This window comes from Methylosarcina fibrata AML-C10, assembly GCF_000372865.1.
Taxonomy (GTDB): domain Bacteria; phylum Pseudomonadota; class Gammaproteobacteria; order Methylococcales; family Methylomonadaceae; genus Methylosarcina; species Methylosarcina fibrata.
On sequence record NZ_KB889965.1, the window covers coordinates 145,871 to 161,264 of the forward strand.

Here is a 15,394-nt window from a genome sequence, read left to right on the forward strand (position 1 = left end):
GAACGCATCCCGATCCTCCCGTCTTGCCTATTGAATCTCAACCAGAAAACCGACATGCTAGAAATTGAATACGAGTTCCTTGAAGAAGATTTGGTAAATTTTAACGAAGCGCAGTTCCTGAAGTCGAAGGACATACAGGACAACATCCGGAGAAACCGGTGGATCCTGCCGGCCATCATGCTGCTCATCGGCGCTTTTTATCTGTATTATTACGGCGACAAAACGTCGACCGCCTATATTGTCGCAATCGCCGTGCTTTGGGCCTGGCTGTCTCCGAAAATCATCCTGTACGATCTGCGCCGTCAAGTGCTGGGCAAATACACGCAGCTCGAAAAAAAGAATATGTTCGGAATGTACACGTTGACGATCGATCCGGCCAATCCGACTTTTTTATTGGAAAAATCGCCCAGCGGCAAAAATAAAATGCTCTGGTCCGAGCTGGTTCGGGTCGAGTACGGCAAACGCTACGTCTACATCTTCATCACGCTGGATATGGCGCTGGTGATACCGGTCGACCGGGTTAAAAAAGGCGATCTCGAAAAATTCGCCGAACAGGCGGAAAAAATGATCGAGCGCTACGCATAAGTTCTGTCGGATTATCAAGATAGCTCCAAGATTCAAATTTCAGGAAGTTTTAGTCAGTGCAACAGCGAACCGTCAAGCAACGCCTGGTCGTTCTGGATACCGAAACCACCGGTCTGAATCCTCAGGAAGGCCACCGAATCATCGAAATCGGCTGCGTGGAACTGGTCAACCGCCGGCTGACCGGCAACCGGTTCCATGTCTATATCAACCCCGATCGTTTGATCGACGACGGCGCGATAGAAGTCCACGGCATCACCAACCAGTTTCTGGAAGACAAGCCCAGGTTTCAGGACGTGGCCGAAGATTTGATCGAGTTCATTCGCGACTCGGAACTCGTCATTCACAACGCGCCGTTCGACGTCGGTTTTATCAACCACGAATTTTCCCTGCTTCCGGAACCGAAAGGCACCGTGGCCGAATATTGCGACGTTTTCGATACTCTGACCTACGCCAGGCAGAAGCATCCGGGCCAGAGAAACAGTCTGGACGCGTTGTGCAAACGCTACGGCGTCGACAACAGCCACCGGGAATTGCACGGCGCTTTACTGGACGCCGAAATTCTGGCCGACGTTTATCTCTTGATGACCGGCGGCCAGTTTTCCCTGCTGGACGAAGACCTGGGCACCGCCGCCGGCGAGAAAACGGCCGAAGCCTTGGTGCGCCTGCCGTCCGACCGGCCTCTCACGAAAATCATCCGCTGCAGCGAGGAAGAATCCGAAGCGCACCGGCAGCGGCTGGCGGCCATTGAGAAAGCGAGCGGCGTCTGTCTCTGGAATCAATAGCAAGCCGGCCGTTTTAACCTGGATCGCCTCCATCTTCATTCCTCAGTCAATGATTGCGAAGTCTTCATGAGAACGCTGTATTCGGCCTTCTTTTATCTGCTGATCCCTTTCATTTTGCTGCGTTTGCTGTGGCGCAGCCTTAAGGCCCCGGCTTATCGCCGAAGATGGCCCGAACGTTTCGGATTTTACGGCGGAAACCCAGCCGATCAGGGCGTTCTCTGGTTTCACGCCGTTTCGGTCGGCGAGGCCGAAGCTTTGTTTCCGTTGTTGAGACGGCTGCAACAACGGCGGCCGGAAGCACCGATACTGGTTACGACGACGACCCCCACCGGATCCGCCCGGGTGCAAGCTATGATGAAGGATACCGTCGCGCACGTCTATCTGCCTTATGACGTTCCCTTTGTCCTCCGGCGTTTCATGCGCCGTTTTAAACCGAAACTGGCGGTGATCATGGAAACCGAGATCTGGCCGAACTTGTTTGCCTCCTGCGGAGAACACAAGGTTCCCTTATACATCATCAATGCCCGGCTGTCGGAAAAATCGGCGCTCGGCTACCGGAAAATTCCCGCCTTGATCCGGCCCGCATTGGCCGAAGTCAGACTGATCGCCGCCCAAACCGGTGAGGATGCCCGCCGTTTTCTCGACATAGGCGCCGCCGAAGAATCCGTCAAAACCCTGGGCAACATGAAGTTCGACGTCGACATTCCCGAAGAGACTCTGGTGGCGGGTTTTAAACTGAAGGAGCATTGGTTCAAAGGCCGCTTTGTCTGGCTCCTCGCCAGTACGCACAAGGACGAAGAAACGGTGTTTTTTCCGATCTACAAAAAACTGAAACAGCGGATTCCCGAATTGTTGATGGTCATCGTGCCGAGGCATCCGGAGCGGTTTCCGGAAGTCGGAAAACTGTGCGAACAAAATCGGCTGCATGCAGTCACCCGGACTTCGAGAATGGCGTGCAGCGCCGCCACCGACGTGTATCTCGCCGATACGATGGGAGAGCTCAAAATGTTCTATGCCTCCGCCGATATCGCCTTCGTCGGGGGCAGCATGGTGCCGGTAGGCGGCCACAACATCCTGGAGGCGGCGGCGGTCGGCGTGCCGGTGATGTTCGGACCCTACATGGCCAATTTCCGGGAAATTGCCGGCAAAGTTCTGGAGCGCGGGGCCGCCGTTCAATGCCTGAATGAAGAAGAGATTGCCAAAGCCGTCCTGAAACTTTACACCCATCCCGAAGAACGTGACGCGCTGGTCGCCAAAAGCAGACACTTCCTCAACGACAACCGGGGCGCCATCGATCGGATCTGCGATGAGCTTTACCGGAGCATTTGAAGAAACCGCAACACTTTTTAATGCCGTTTTTAGGCTTGCTCCAATTCATTGCCGGCCTCGCAGCCGTCTTAACCGGAAGCCGTAAGCTAAACTATTTTCAGTTTGTCTGCCCGGATTACCGGGGTAGGGGCGAATTCATTCTCCCTTTTATTACTTCTAGACCAGAAGCAAACGTACGGCCGGAGTGGCCGGCCTAGCCTTGCCGGCACCAATCCGACTCGAAGAACCTGTTTCAACCTCCCTCGGTGGCGTTTGAAACGAACGCCCGGAGCCGGGCTTTGCCAAGCAGATCATCGAAGTCAATGCGGTTGGCATGGCGCAGAGTCCGGATGATCAATCGCATGAGTTGCAGGAATTTGCTTCAAAGCCGGGCGGCACCGTATAGCAGGCATACGCTTCCGTGACTTTGCCGGATTCGTCCAGCCGAAACGTTTCGGCGACCCTGCCTGCGTGCCCTTGATAATATATCGTAAGACAGTTGACGCCCGTCAACACGTCGTGCAGCTCGAAATGCAAATCGGGAACAAGCGCCAGGCCTTTTCTCCAGTAGGCGCGTATTTCCTCTTTTCCGCAGAGAATCCCGCTCGGCTCTTCGGCGATGGAGATAATGCAGGGAGAGAAAAGCGTAATGTCGTCTGCGTAGTGGCTCAATACCTCGTCCAGGTCGTGCCGGTTCCAGGCAGCAATCCAGTGCCGGGCAAACTCGACAGCAAAATCTCGATAAATGATCGCCATGACTGCTCCAATAAGGTCAATGTTATTGACGTATCCATTTTGAAAGTTTTACGCCATAATGTCAATATGATTGACCTAATTGATCTTTCATCGGAAAGAGAGCAGGAACTCAACGATGCATTGGAGGCTCTGCATTTTGCATTCCGCGCCGTAGTTGCCAGACCGGATGCCATGCTGGCGGAGCACGGGCTTTGCCGTGTCCATCACCGCATTCTGTATTTTGTCGGCCGGAATCCCGGACTCGGCGTCAATGACCTTCTGGCAATTTTGAATGTCAGCAAACAATCGTTAAATGCTCCTTTACGGCAATTGCTGAAACAAGGGTTGATTGAATCGGCGCCGGATACCAAGGATCGGCGCATTAAACGCTTACGCCTTACTGGAGACGGGGCGCGGATGGAAGATCTTTTGTCGGGGGATCAGCGAGAACGCTTTGCGCGCGTATTTCGCCAAGTGGGTAACGAAAAGGAGGCTGCCTGGCGGGAGGTCATGCGCTTGCTGGCGGACGATTAAAAATCGAAGGAGAAACCCGAAAGCCCGGTCCACGTGGTTTTACCGGGAAAAACAGCTCAAGAATTGCATCGTTATTTACGGAATGATTAAGTTAGAATAACCCGGATAATCGATTAAAAACGGAAGGGACACTGGAGTGCCGTATTTACTCGGAGTCAGCCGGCATAAAATTGGCTATGCTTGTCGGGAAAGCCTGAACGGCTCATCCTTTCATTGAAAAATAATAATAATTCAGTAGGGCTCTTGTTGACATGACCACCAGCGAAAAAAAATTTCATATTTCTGCCCGGATCAGTGAATACGCCATACCGCCGTTAAAAGACATGCTGGTCTTGGGCAAAGACGCGCCGATCGGATGCATAGCGATGCGCAGGGCCATAGAACTGCTGATCAAAACGCCTTTTGAACATATCGAGCTCGAGGACGAAATCATTTCGGACGTCCTGGTGCGCCAGAGTATATTGCGGCGCGTTTCCAGAGAAAGGCTGGTCGATTTTGTCATCACTCAATTGAAACCTCTGATGGGCTCGGATGAAGTCCTGCAGGCGGAAGTCGACATCAACGTTTTTTTGTCCGCGGGGATTGCTAGTGAAGCCATTGACCGTTAAAGACTGTCTTTGTGCCGGCGTCTCGCGCGTGCTGGAAGAAGATCGACCGCGCCCCGGAGAAGCCAGAACTTTCTTCGCGGTATTCCGGGAATCGACAGACAACGGGATTTTCTGCGGTCTGGCGACCGAACGCGATATCGTTCAACATCCCGACTGGATTTTCGCAGATCTTGTCGAACATAGGGAGTCGATGTCCATTGCGCCGAGCATTGACGTGCACAATGCCTTAAAAATCATGGATCAACTGGGGCTGGACGCCGTTCCCGTACTCGATGAGCAACACTACATCGGCGTGGTGACTCGCCAGAGCATGCTGGAAAAATTGCTGAAACGGGAACAGCTTTTATTGCAGGAAACCCGAAGGCTAAAAGATCAACTGGCCAGTGAACATGAACTGATCGTAGGCTGGGCGAAAAAACTGGAAGAATTGCATGACGCTTCACGCAATCTGCTGAGTGTGCTGGCGCATACTTCAGTCCAGAAAGACGTGCTGCAATCCGGCATAGAAGCGCTGGCCAAGCTGCTCGAAGCGCGTTACGGCGCCATCGGCATACTCGCTGAATCGGGTCAGCTCAAGCATTTTATCCATACCGGCCTCAGTGAAAGGCAGGTGCAGGACATCGGCCGTTTTCCGGAAGGGAAAGGCTTGCTGGGCGTCGTGATACAGGACAACGTGTCCTTGAGAATCGAAAATATTTCGAAAGACCCGCGCAGCGTCGGTTTTCCTCCCAACCATCCGCCCATGAAATCATTCCTTGCGGTGCCCATTTCCCATAACGGCAAAGTGTACGGGCGCATCTATTTATGCGACAAGAAAGGAGGCGAATCCTTCAGTCACGGCGACGAAGAGCTGGCTTTAAGTTTTTCGAATTCCCTGTCGCTGGTATTGGATAATGCCCATGAAATGGCGGAAGTCAAACGGGCTAGAAAACGCCTGCATTACATGGCTCATTTCGACTTTCTGACCGGACTTCCGAACAGAGCCTTGCTCAATGATCGAATCGAACAGGCGGTTGCTCATGCGCAACGGAGCGGAGACATGGTCGGCATCCTGTTTATTGACATGGACAATTTCAAACTGGTCAACGACAGTATCGGCCACGCGCTCGGCGATATTCTTCTGAAAAAAGTTGCGCACCGGATATCGCATTCGATACGCGAGGAAGATACCGTCGCTCGCCTGGGCGGTGATGAGTTTGTCGTGATGCTGCCCGCCATTTCCGAAACTCAGGACGCCGCCAAGGTGGCCAGTAAAATTCTGGAGTCGCTGAAACAGCCTTTGGAAATTCAGCAGCATCGAGTATTTGTCAGCGTCAGCATCGGAATCAGCATTTATCCCAACACCTCCAGAAACATCGAAGCTCTGTTGGCGGATGCCGATAGCGCCATGTATCACGCCAAAAAATTGGGGAAAAGCAATTATCAATTCCACACTCAGGACCTGACTCTGTCTGCGCAGAGTTATATAAAGCTTGAAAAACATTTGCGGCAAGCATTGGAAAAAAACGAGTTTACGCTCCACTATCAGCCCCAAATAGATATTAAAACAGGACTGATTATCGGCGTGGAAGCGTTGCTCCGCTGGTTCAACCCCGAGTTGGGTGAAGTGTCTCCGAACGATTTTATTCCGATAGCGGAAGAAACCGGCTTTATTGTGCCGATCGGTGTCTGGGTGTTGAATACGGCTTGCGCGCAAGTGAGATACTGGCAGCAAAGCGGCTATTCGCTGCGGCTGGCGGTCAATCTGTCGAGCCGCCAGTTCTGCCAGACGCATTATCAACACTATCACCGGCCTCCGTTACTGGACGCCGTATTGAATGCTTTGGAAGAAACCGGTTTACCGCCCGGTCTGCTTGAATTGGAGATTACGGAAGGAACGCTGATGCAGCACGTCGATACCGCTCTGGAGATTCTGAATTCCTTGAAAAGCAGAGGCGTGCGTTTGTCCCTGGATGATTTTGGCACCGGCTATTCGTCGCTCAGCTATCTTAAGCGTTTTCCTATCGATGCCCTGAAAATCGATAAATCGTTCGTTCGCGACATTACCGTCGACTCCAGCGATAAGGCGATTGTTTCCGCAATTACTTTAATGGCGCAGCAACTTAAACTCGAAGTGGTCGCAGAAGGCGTGGAGAGCCGGGAACAATTGGAGTTTTTACGCGAGCTGCGCTGTGACTACGTTCAAGGATATTATTTCAGCAAGCCGCTGCCGGCGGAAGAAGTTGCCGTTTTGTTGCGGAAAGGATGCGCGCCATAATAGCCCTCGGGTTGTATATTTTTCTGCCTGTCCTATCGGTTTTCGGCGACGAGAACCGCCTTTTGCATTAACCGATCCGTAAAAATAAGCCGGCCGGCCAAACCTTGCCAGACGGACGGCGGTGTTTGGAAATTCCCGATGAAAGCCGTTCAAGAGGACTGAACTAAAAAAAACAAGGCTTATCTATCAAATAATAGTCCGTCAAATATCTGACCGATAGGAGGCAAGGCAATGAAAGAGCCTTTACTTGGTATGTTGATGGCAGGGATGGCATTTTTCGGTTTGAGCGCAACGGCCGCGGCGAAAGAGCTTCCTTCCAGTTACCTCCCGGTGGTGATTAAGGAAGAATTCGGCACGACCCTCGACCGCATGAAGGCAAAGAAGCCCGAATTGATGCAGAAGCAGAAGGCATTGCTCGAAGAACGCTACGATATGAGCAATCGGGCGGCGCAGGACGTTGCCATGGCACGGGGAAAACCGATCCAGCAAGGCGTTCGGGTCAAGCTGCCGGACGGAATGACCTGGGAAAAACTTTCCGGGATGACGGACGAAGAGATCAAGACTCAGGATCTCTGGCCCAAAGGTTTTTTCCCTTTGCCGCATCCGAAGCACTTCGAAGGCGGCATGATCTTTCCGGAATTTCACATCAAGGAAATCAAGAAACAGGAAGGCCGCGACCTGACGCGTTTCGACATTGACTTCGACCTTCCCGATCACTTGCTGCCGGAGTTTCCGCCGCCCATTTTTCTGACGACCCGTCCGGATCTCGGCGACGTTTCGCAGGGAAAGCTCGTGACCATCATGAATTATTACGAGCTGTTCAACGGCATTTTGAATCCCAAGCAACTGGAAGGGCTTCGGCTCCTGCTGACGGCATTTCCACAGCAGCAGTTCAATCTGACCGAAGACCGGCGCAGCGAGGCACCGAGCCGGGGCGTGTCGTGCTTCGATTGCCACGTCAACGGCCACACCAACGCCGCCACCCATCTGGTCGGCGACATCCGGCCGCAGGAGTTCCGGCATCGCCTCGATACGCCGAGCCTTCGGGGCGTACATATCCAGCGCTTGTTCGGCTCGCAGCGCGCCCTCAGAAGCATCGAGGATTTCACCGAATTCGAACAGCGCGCGGCCTATTTCGACGGCGATCCGGTGATTGCGACGAAAAAAGGCGTCAACGTTCTGGAGCGGGGCAGCCAGGTGCATTTCATGGCCGAGTTCCAGGAACTGATGGACTTTCCGCCGGCTCCCAAGCTCAACGTTCTGGGCAGGCTCGATCCCGCCAAAGCCACCGAGGCCGAGTTGCGCGGACAGGACGTCTTCTTCGGCAAGGGCCAGTGTTCGGTCTGTCACGCTCCGCCGTACTATACCGATAATCTGATGCACAATCTGCGCACCGAGCGCTTCTATAAGCCGCGCCTGATCAACGGCCGGTTTGCCGCCGCCGACGGCCCGATCAAAACCTTTCCGTTGCGCGGGATTAAAGATTCACCGCCCTATCTGCACGACGGGCGTCTCCTGACGCTGGAAGACACGGTCGAATTTTTCAATCTGGTCCTGGGCACCCGTCTCAGCAAGCAAGAGAAAGAAGATCTGGTGGCCTTCATGTACCGGCTTTGATTCGGGATCGTCCTTGTTTCGGCTTATATTCAGATCATCATAGAATTTTCCGGAGGTGAATAATGGAAACAGCAGACAGAGTCCGTGCGAATACTCAGGAAAGAATTAACCGCCGAATTGACCGCGAAATAGAGGAATGCGTGCGGGAATACGCTCAAAAAAGTCCCGAGGAGATTGCCCTTCGCATCGGTGAACTCGACCGTGAATGGGACATAGAACGCGTACTCGAAACCAACGCTTCGGCGCTTGCGTTTACCGGCCTTGTGCTGGGCGTGACTCGGAACAAGCGATGGCTGTGGCTGCCGAGCATCGTTTTGCCGTTTCTATTTCAACACGCGGTTCAGGGTTGGTGTCCTCCGGTTCCGCTGCTGCGCCGGCTGGGCGTGCGCACCCGCCAGGAGATCGACCGGGAGAAATACGCTCTGAAAGTCTTGCGCGGCGATTTCAGCCAGCCCGAATCGTTGCCGCGTCCGGAGGCGGCGTTACAGTCGGTCAGGGCTTGAAAGCCGGTGTAGCGAAGAGCCTGGGGTCCGGCCTTACCGCCTTTTCCGGCGGCGCCAGATGAAAAATCCGGTAAAAGCCAGCGATAAAGGCAAAACGATCAAAAAACCGAAACCGATCACGGCCACCGAAGTTTGAGTCAGGTACAGGGTTTTATCGGAAGCGACTTTGGCCGGAATGTCGATGAAGCGGTCGTCATGAACCAGCCAGTTGATCATTCTAAGGCCCAGATCCAGATTGCCGACGTTGCCGAGATAGGCATTGGCCAGAAAGTCGCCGTCGCCGACGACTACGACGCGCTGCTCCGTTTCGGCATGCAACTGACGGGTCAGGGCGAAAGCGAAGGGAATGGGCCCCGGCTTTTCCTGGCGATCGGGTTCGAAACTGATTTTTCCGGTCAAAGGCCCTGTTTCGGTCCATGACTTCGGGCCGGTGCCGAGCAAGGGCACCGCGAGGAATTCGGTTTCTTCCCCGCTCTCGAAACCGGCCGCGGCCGGAAACAGACTGAGCAGTTGCAGGCCGCGGGTCAGCGGATGCTCCGCGTATTCCGAGGCGACGAGGAAGGCCGGATCGTTGATTTTATACAGATTGGCGGCCGCATCGACCAGGGTTCCCGGAAGCTGCTTCAGCCCCAGATCGTGCAGCAGGAATTCCAGCCGGAAATTGTCCGGATCGGACAATATCAGCAGGTTGCCACCGCGCTGCAGATAATGTTTGACGATATCCATTTCGCCGGGCAGGAACGGTATGGACGGCGCGGACAGAACCAGCAGCGACGAGTTGTCGGGAATGGCCGGAATCGCCGCCAGATTGAGCGTTTGCGCGCTGATTTTACGCCGGCTCAACCCTTTGCCGAACTGGCCGTAATCGAAGTTGGCCTGACCGTCGGGAGATCGTTCGCCGTGACCGCTCAGAAAAGTAACCCACCGGTCTTCGGCCTTGGCCAGTTGCAACAACGCGTTGGTCAGTGAAGACTCGTCGATGAAGCTCAATTTTTCCGTGCGTCCCTGATATTCGACCAGCACAAGGCCTTCCTTGCCGATGTTCAATTCGCGGGTTTGCTCGGGCTGGGTGTCGGGATCGATGAAACTCAGAGTGACGTCCTTTTTGTGCCGGCTGTAGCGTCCTACCAACTGGGCCATTTGCAGACGAAGGGGCAGTCCTTTCTGAAGATAGGCCGTGACATGGACCGAACCGGGCAGGGCGGCCAGCAGTTTTTGCGAAGCGGGCGACAGCGTATTGCTTGCGTTTCGGGTCACGTCGGTCTGCCAGGGATAAAGGGTGCTTAACCAGGCGGTTCCGCCCAAAAGGCACAGTATCGCCAGCGTGACGAGATAATTCTTTAAGCGAAGCCGTTGATGCAGATGCCGGGTGATTCTCATTTTTGCAATCGGTCGTTGTCGAGCCGGCGGATGCTCAGGACGAGAAAGGCCAGAATGAACAGCAGGAAATAACCGATATCGACCGAACTGATCAGACCGCTTTGAATGTTCTGGAAATGCCTGAGAATCGACAAGTATTCGAACAGACCTCCGGTTTGATCCTTCATGCCCGCCGACCAGTCCAGGATCCAGAGCATCAGGAGGAGGCCGAATCCGGCCAGGGCAGCCACCGTCGGATGGCTGGCGATGCCGGACATGAACAGGCCGGCCGCGGTGAAGGCAAGGACCAGCAGCGACAAGGCGAGTACATTGGCGAAAAACTTGCCGAAATCGAGTTCCCCCCCGATCAGCAGCGACAACGGCATCGCCGCGGTCAGGGCGACGAGGATGAGCTGCAGACCGAGGCAGCCGAGATACTTGCCGAGTACGATGTCGGCATTGTCGACCGGAGCGCTCAAGAGCAACGTCAGCGTTTTGTTGCGCCGTTCTTCACAAATCAGGCGCATCGTCAGCAAAGGCGTCGTCAGCAGCAAGACGATGCCGGCATTGCCGAACAGCGGAGTCACGATGACGTCGGTCAGGCCCGGCGCATTCTCCAGGTCGGCCAGTTGCGGCTGAAGCCGGTTGAAAGTTTCGACCTGAGTTAAAAACAAATAGGCCAGCACGGCCTGCAAAATGGCCAGCACCGACCAGGCGAAAGGAGACAGGAACTGCGTTTTAAACTCTCGGGCGGCGATGGCCAGGATCATTTTCATGAGGCGTGTTCAGGCGGTTCTTGAGTCAGGGCGATAAAAACGTCTTCCATCGATTTTTTTACCGGCTTGAGTTCTTCCAGCCCGAAGCCGCCGGTGACGAGGTATTCGGCGATCTCTTTGGCCGGATCGGTCTTCGCGCCGTGATGGACTCTGATCGTATGGCCGTCGAGCCGCTCGATCGAGAGCACGCCCGGAATCTTCAGCAGAGCGTCGTGATCGGGCGGCGTACGGGTGGCGATTTCGAGGCTGGCCGTGCCCATGTGGCGATTGAGTTCGCCGATGGTTTCGTGCAGAATCAGGCGCCCCTGATGAATGATCTGCACGTGCGTGCACGATTCCTGCACTTCCGTGAGAATGTGGGTCGATAGGATGATGCCGCGTTCCTGTCCCAATTCCCGAATCAGGGCGCGAATTTCCCGGATCTGCAGGGGATCGAGGCCGACCGTCGGCTCGTCCAGCACGATGAGCTCGGGATTGTGCACAATGGCCTGGGCGATGCCCACCCTTTGCTGGTAGCCTTTCGACAATTGGCCGATCAGGCGGCGCGAAACCTCGGTCAGGCCGCAGCGCTCCTGCGTTTCGGCCAGGCGTTGCCGAATCCGGTTGTTGGCCACGCCGTGGAGTTCGGCGCAATAGCCCAGGAACTCCTGCACGGTCAGGTCCTTATACAGCGGTGGCGTGTCGGGCATATAGCCCAGGCTTCGTTTGGCGAGCCTGGGCTGGTCCAGAAGATCGATCCCGCTGATCCGGATCAATCCCGAACTGGGAGCAAGATTTCCGCACAGCATCTGCATCGTGGTGGTCTTGCCGGCGCCGTTGGGCCCGAGAAAGCCGAGCACTTCGCCTTTGTTCAGCGTGAAATTGACGTCGTTGACGGCGCAGTGGCCGTCGTAATAGCGGTAAAGATGTTCGGCTTCGATTAAAGGCGTCATGGCGATGGCTCGACCCGTGCCAGCAGGCTTTTTAATTCGTTCTGGATCTTTTTGCGGTAGAACAGAAATTTCCAGCGGGAGCCGCCGCATTGTCTCCACAGGATCACCGAGCGGATGCCGGCCAGCAGAATGGAGCGGATTTTATTGACCACGTCGGGCCGGGTCAAATAGTGCTGCTCGCCGTTCACCATGATCCTGGGCTGCAGGGTGCTGATGGTGCTGTGGTAGGTATCGGCCAGACTGGCCAGGACGTTTTCGTGCATCGGCCCGAAATGTTCACTTTGCGCCTGGGCTTTGACGACCCCGGTCCGGATCGTTTTCAGCAGATCCTGGCGTTTTGCAAGCTGTTGCTCCAGGTAAACCAGAGTCGCGGAATAACGCGCCTGCTCCGGGTTGGCGATTTTGTATCCGGTCATCTGCCGATTGAGCTGCTCCAGCCCCAGCCGGACTCCCGCGAGTCCGCCGTATACGTCGGTAACGCTGTCGGAATCTATTTTCAAAATACTGGCAATGCTGGCTTCCATCGCGTCCGTATCGGCCTTGCCGGTCGTTGCCAGTTGCTGGACCAGTGCGGCCGCCTGCGCGATTCCCGCCAGCGCGATAGTTTGGTTGGTAATGGTGTTGAGCTGCATAACCTCGAAGGCTGAATGTCGATGACTTGTCGGATTGTCTGAATTACGTACGAAGCGGGTAATCCCTTGATCCGGGTACTGACATGATCGGAAAGGAAAGGGAGCTTTATTCTTATCCGCCAATTTATAACATGATTCTCGCCGGTCAGTCGAGTATGATATAAGGAGTTATTGCAAAACGTATTAAGGAGGACATGATGACTGAATCTGTAGAATTGACGGTGACCGGAATGAAATGCGGCGGCTGCGAAACCAACGTCAAAGCAAAACTGAATTCGATCGACGGCGTATTGTCGGTGGAGGCGTCCAGCAAAGAAAAGAAAGTCAGCGTCGAATTCGAAGAGAGCAAAACCGATCTTGAGGCCATCAAGACCGCGATCGCCGAGGCCGGCTTTACCGTCGAATAAAGTGTCGTCATTCGGATGCAGGAGATGCCATGAGTAGAGAAGAGTCTTCCGAAGAAGTCCGCTTGTCCGTATTGGGAATGAGCTGTGCCGGCTGCGTCAGCGCGGTCGAAGGGGCTTTGAGTTCGGTGCCCGGCGTGACCTCGGTCAGCGTCAATTTTGCCGACCACTCCGCCCAGGTCAAAGGCCATGCCGATCCCGATCAATTGGTCCGGGCGGTCAAGGACGCCGGGTACGATGCGGCGCTGGTGGTGGGGCTCGAGGACCCGGCGGAGGAAGAAGAGAGAGAACTTCAGCGTTACCGGGAGCTGATGAAAAAGGCGGCGGTGGCCGGCGGCTTCGGCGCTTTGCTGATGATCATGGAATACGCAGGGGGGATGCCGGACATCGGTTCCGGTGCCGGACAATGGTTCTGGCCGGAAGTCGCCGTCATCACCCTGGGCATTCTGGTGTATTCGGGCTGGCATTTTTATACCGGCGCGGTGAAGGCACTCTCTCTGGGTCAGGCCAACATGGACACGCTGATCGCTTTGGGTACGGGATCGGCCTGGCTTTATTCCTGCATCGTCATCGATTATTCCGGCGTGCTGCCGTCTCTGGCCAAACATGCTTATTTCGAAGCGGCCGTGGTCATTCTGGCTTTTATCAACCTGGGCTCCGGCCTGGAAACGCGGGCCCGGGGCAAGACTTCCAGCGCCATTCGCCGTCTGATCGGTCTGCAGCCGCGCATGGCGCGGGTCATTCGCGACGGCTTCGAAACGGACATTCCGATTGAACAGGTCGGTTTGGGCGAGACCTTGAGAGTCAGGCCGGGAGAAAAGATCCCGGTGGACGGCGTCTTGCTGGAAGGCCATTCCACGGTGGACGAATCGATGCTGACCGGCGAACCGATCCCGGTGGAAAAAAGCGAAGGCGCCGAAGTGGTGGCCGGCACGATGAATCAAAGCGGCAGCTTTTTGTTCAAAGCCACCCGGATAGGGCGCGATACCGCTCTTGCGCAGATCATCCAGAGCGTACGTCAGGCACAGAGCAGCAAACCCGAAATTGCGCGCCTGGCCGACAAGATTTCGGGCATCTTCGTTCCGGTCGTGGTCGTGATTTCCATACTGACCTTTCTGGTCTGGTATGCCTTCGGGCCGGTCCCTTCGCTCGGTTATGCTTTCGTCACCTCGATGACCGTGCTGGTGATCGCCTGTCCGTGCGCATTGGGCCTTGCGACCCCGATTTCGGTCATGGTGGGTGTGGGCAGAGCGGCGCAGTCGGGCATTCTGATCCGCAAAGGCGAGGCTCTGCAGACGGCCGGCAAGCTGACCTGTCTGGTTCTCGACAAAACCGGAACGGTGACCGAAGGCAAGCCGACCGTGGCCACGGTCGAGGTGGCCGACGGTCATGCCGAAGCGGACGTGTTGCGCTGGGCGGCCAGTATCGAATCCGGTTCGGAGCATCCGTTGGCGGCGGCCATTCTGTCCGCCGCGAAGGAAAAACGGATCCCGCTCGAAAAGGTAGCGAAATTTAAAGCGGTCGCAGGCCACGGCGTGACCGGGCAGATCGGCGGCCAGGACGTCGTTTTCGGCAATAAAGCGTTGATGGAACAACATGGAATCGATATTTCCCGTTATGACGGCCGGCTTGAACAACTGTCTTCGTTGGGCCAGACGCCGATGCTGCTGGCGGTCAAGGGCCGATTGGCCGGTATCGTCGCGGTTTCCGATCCTATCAAGAAGGATTCCGCCGCGGCTGTGGAGCGGTTGCAGAGACTGGGCATCCGGCTGTTGATGGTGACCGGCGACAATGAAACGACGGCCAGGGCCGTCGCGGAGCAGGCAGGCATTGCCGAAGTCAGGGCGCAGGTTTTACCGAAGGACAAGGCGGCGGTGGTCAAGGAATTGCAGCGGCAAGGCGAAATCGTCGGCATGGTGGGCGACGGCATCAACGATGCGCCGGCCCTGGCGCAGGCGGACGTCGGCATGGCCATCGGCACCGGCACGGACGTCGCCATCGAAAGCGCCGACGTGGTCATTATCCAAGGGTCTTTGCTGAAGGTCCCCGAAGTGGTCGGGTTATCCAAAGCCACCGTCGCTAATATCCGGCAGAATCTGTTCGGCGCCTTTTTTTACAATACCGTCAGCATTCCGGTGGCGGCAGGTTTGCTCTATCCCGTGTTCGGCATCCTGTTGAATCCGATGATCGCCGGAGCGGCCATGGCTTTATCGTCGGTTACGGTGGTCACCAACGCCAATCGTTTACGCTGGCTGAAATTCGGCGGCGAATCGTGAGAAACAGGATAAAGCTGGCGGCGATCGCTGTTTGATCCCGGCGAAAGGCCGAAAAAACCGGCGCGCTGTAGCGCGCCGGCGGCTGC

Annotated in this window: 15 protein-coding genes; 10 read left to right on the plus strand and 5 right to left on the minus strand. The window is 55.5% G+C overall.

The genetic code is table 11. From position 1 onward, the window contains the following. The first annotated feature begins 54 nt into the window (after positions 1 to 54). The 3 genes from A3OW_RS0100675 (at position 55) to waaA (ending at position 2,696) form a co-directional block, all read left to right on the plus strand. Positions 55 to 585: a YcxB family protein gene (locus A3OW_RS0100675; RefSeq protein WP_026223227.1), complete on the plus strand. Its 531-nt coding sequence runs from the start codon at positions 55 to 57 to the stop codon at positions 583 to 585. A gap of 56 nt (positions 586 to 641) precedes the next feature. Continuing rightward, a complete protein-coding gene (dnaQ, locus tag A3OW_RS0100680; protein ID WP_020561519.1) occupies positions 642 to 1,367 on the plus strand; it encodes a DNA polymerase III subunit epsilon in 726 nt (241 codons plus the stop codon). A 66-nt stretch (positions 1,368 to 1,433) separates the two neighbouring features. After that, on the plus strand, positions 1,434 to 2,696 hold the full coding sequence (gene waaA, locus A3OW_RS0100685) for a lipid IV(A) 3-deoxy-D-manno-octulosonic acid transferase (RefSeq protein ID WP_020561520.1): 1,263 nt from the start codon (positions 1,434 to 1,436) through the stop codon (positions 2,694 to 2,696). 333 nt (positions 2,697 to 3,029) lie between these two features. Here waaA and A3OW_RS0100695 read toward each other — a convergent pair whose 3' ends face one another. Then, a complete protein-coding gene (locus A3OW_RS0100695) occupies positions 3,030 to 3,431 on the minus strand; it encodes a YybH family protein (protein ID WP_020561522.1) in 402 nt (133 codons plus the stop codon). Between A3OW_RS0100695 and A3OW_RS0100700 the strand changes: the two genes are divergently transcribed. The 5 genes from A3OW_RS0100700 to A3OW_RS23680 all read left to right on the plus strand — a co-directional run bounded on the left by A3OW_RS0100700 (position 3,387) and on the right by A3OW_RS23680 (position 8,929). After that, entirely contained in the window at positions 3,387 to 3,944 is a 558-nt protein-coding gene (locus tag A3OW_RS0100700) for a MarR family winged helix-turn-helix transcriptional regulator (protein WP_020561523.1), read from the plus strand. The genes A3OW_RS0100695 and A3OW_RS0100700 overlap by 45 nt on opposite strands. A gap of 251 nt (positions 3,945 to 4,195) precedes the next feature. After that, positions 4,196 to 4,552 (plus strand): hypothetical protein, encoded by a 357-nt coding sequence (locus tag A3OW_RS0100705; protein WP_020561524.1) that lies wholly within the window; start codon positions 4,196 to 4,198, stop codon positions 4,550 to 4,552. Then, complete coding sequence (locus A3OW_RS0100710) at positions 4,533 to 6,809, plus strand: putative bifunctional diguanylate cyclase/phosphodiesterase (protein ID WP_026223229.1); 2,277 nt, start codon at positions 4,533 to 4,535, stop codon at positions 6,807 to 6,809. Before A3OW_RS0100705 ends, A3OW_RS0100710 begins: the two co-directional genes overlap by 20 nt. 231 nt (positions 6,810 to 7,040) lie before the next feature. After that, a complete protein-coding gene (locus A3OW_RS0100715) occupies positions 7,041 to 8,426 on the plus strand; it encodes a cytochrome b6 (RefSeq protein WP_026223230.1) in 1,386 nt (461 codons plus the stop codon). 62 nt (positions 8,427 to 8,488) lie between these two features. Further along, positions 8,489 to 8,929 carry a hypothetical protein gene (locus A3OW_RS23680; protein WP_020561526.1) on the plus strand — a complete coding sequence of 147 codons (441 nt, stop codon included), beginning with the start codon at positions 8,489 to 8,491 and terminating at the stop codon, positions 8,927 to 8,929. 33 nt (positions 8,930 to 8,962) lie between these two features. On the opposite strand, the gene A3OW_RS0100725 is transcribed toward A3OW_RS23680, so the two are convergent. Genes A3OW_RS0100725 through hflD form a run of 4 tightly spaced genes read right to left on the minus strand, consistent with a single transcriptional unit; the run spans position 8,963 to position 12,628 of the window. Further along, entirely contained in the window at positions 8,963 to 10,309 is a 1,347-nt protein-coding gene (locus tag A3OW_RS0100725) for a GldG family protein (RefSeq protein WP_020561527.1), read from the minus strand. Further along, positions 10,306 to 11,058, minus strand: coding sequence for an ABC transporter permease subunit (locus tag A3OW_RS0100730; RefSeq protein WP_026223231.1), 753 nt, complete (start codon positions 11,056 to 11,058; stop codon positions 10,306 to 10,308). The genes A3OW_RS0100725 and A3OW_RS0100730 overlap by 4 nt, the downstream gene beginning before the upstream one ends. Positions 11,059 to 11,060: 2 nt before the next feature. Further along, on the minus strand, positions 11,061 to 11,996 hold the full coding sequence (locus A3OW_RS0100735) for an ABC transporter ATP-binding protein (protein WP_020561529.1): 936 nt from the start codon (positions 11,994 to 11,996) through the stop codon (positions 11,061 to 11,063). Beyond that, positions 11,993 to 12,628: a high frequency lysogenization protein HflD gene (gene hflD / locus A3OW_RS0100740; RefSeq protein WP_020561530.1), complete on the minus strand. Its 636-nt coding sequence runs from the start codon at positions 12,626 to 12,628 to the stop codon at positions 11,993 to 11,995. Before hflD ends, A3OW_RS0100735 begins: the two co-directional genes overlap by 4 nt. A gap of 197 nt (positions 12,629 to 12,825) precedes the next feature. Here hflD and A3OW_RS0100745 point away from each other — a divergent pair, with 197 nt between their 5' ends. Next, positions 12,826 to 13,035, plus strand: a complete 210-nt coding sequence (locus A3OW_RS0100745) for a heavy-metal-associated domain-containing protein (protein WP_020561531.1) — start codon at positions 12,826 to 12,828, stop codon at positions 13,033 to 13,035. Between the two features lie 29 nt (positions 13,036 to 13,064). Beyond that, positions 13,065 to 15,308, plus strand: a complete 2,244-nt coding sequence (locus A3OW_RS0100750; protein ID WP_020561532.1) for a heavy metal translocating P-type ATPase — start codon at positions 13,065 to 13,067, stop codon at positions 15,306 to 15,308. Positions 15,309 to 15,394 lie beyond the last annotated feature (86 nt).

Coding starts and splice junctions, on each gene's coding strand:
- A3OW_RS0100695 (WP_020561522.1), bottom strand. CDS start 3,431: ATGGCGATCATTTATCGAGATTTTGCTGTCGAGTTTGCCCGGCACTGG.
- hflD (WP_020561530.1), bottom strand. CDS start 12,628: ATGCAGCTCAACACCATTACCAACCAAACTATCGCGCTGGCGGGAATC.
- A3OW_RS0100735 (WP_020561529.1), bottom strand. CDS start 11,996: ATGACGCCTTTAATCGAAGCCGAACATCTTTACCGCTATTACGACGGC.
- waaA (WP_020561520.1), top strand. CDS start 1,434: ATGAGAACGCTGTATTCGGCCTTCTTTTATCTGCTGATCCCTTTCATT.
- A3OW_RS0100730 (WP_026223231.1), bottom strand. CDS start 11,058: ATGATCCTGGCCATCGCCGCCCGAGAGTTTAAAACGCAGTTCCTGTCT.
- A3OW_RS0100705 (WP_020561524.1), top strand. CDS start 4,196: ATGACCACCAGCGAAAAAAAATTTCATATTTCTGCCCGGATCAGTGAA.
- A3OW_RS23680 (WP_020561526.1), top strand. CDS start 8,489: ATGGAAACAGCAGACAGAGTCCGTGCGAATACTCAGGAAAGAATTAAC.
- A3OW_RS0100725 (WP_020561527.1), bottom strand. CDS start 10,309: ATGAGAATCACCCGGCATCTGCATCAACGGCTTCGCTTAAAGAATTAT.
- A3OW_RS0100745 (WP_020561531.1), top strand. CDS start 12,826: ATGACTGAATCTGTAGAATTGACGGTGACCGGAATGAAATGCGGCGGC.
- A3OW_RS0100750 (WP_020561532.1), top strand. CDS start 13,065: ATGAGTAGAGAAGAGTCTTCCGAAGAAGTCCGCTTGTCCGTATTGGGA.
- A3OW_RS0100675 (WP_026223227.1), top strand. CDS start 55: ATGCTAGAAATTGAATACGAGTTCCTTGAAGAAGATTTGGTAAATTTT.
- A3OW_RS0100715 (WP_026223230.1), top strand. CDS start 7,041: ATGAAAGAGCCTTTACTTGGTATGTTGATGGCAGGGATGGCATTTTTC.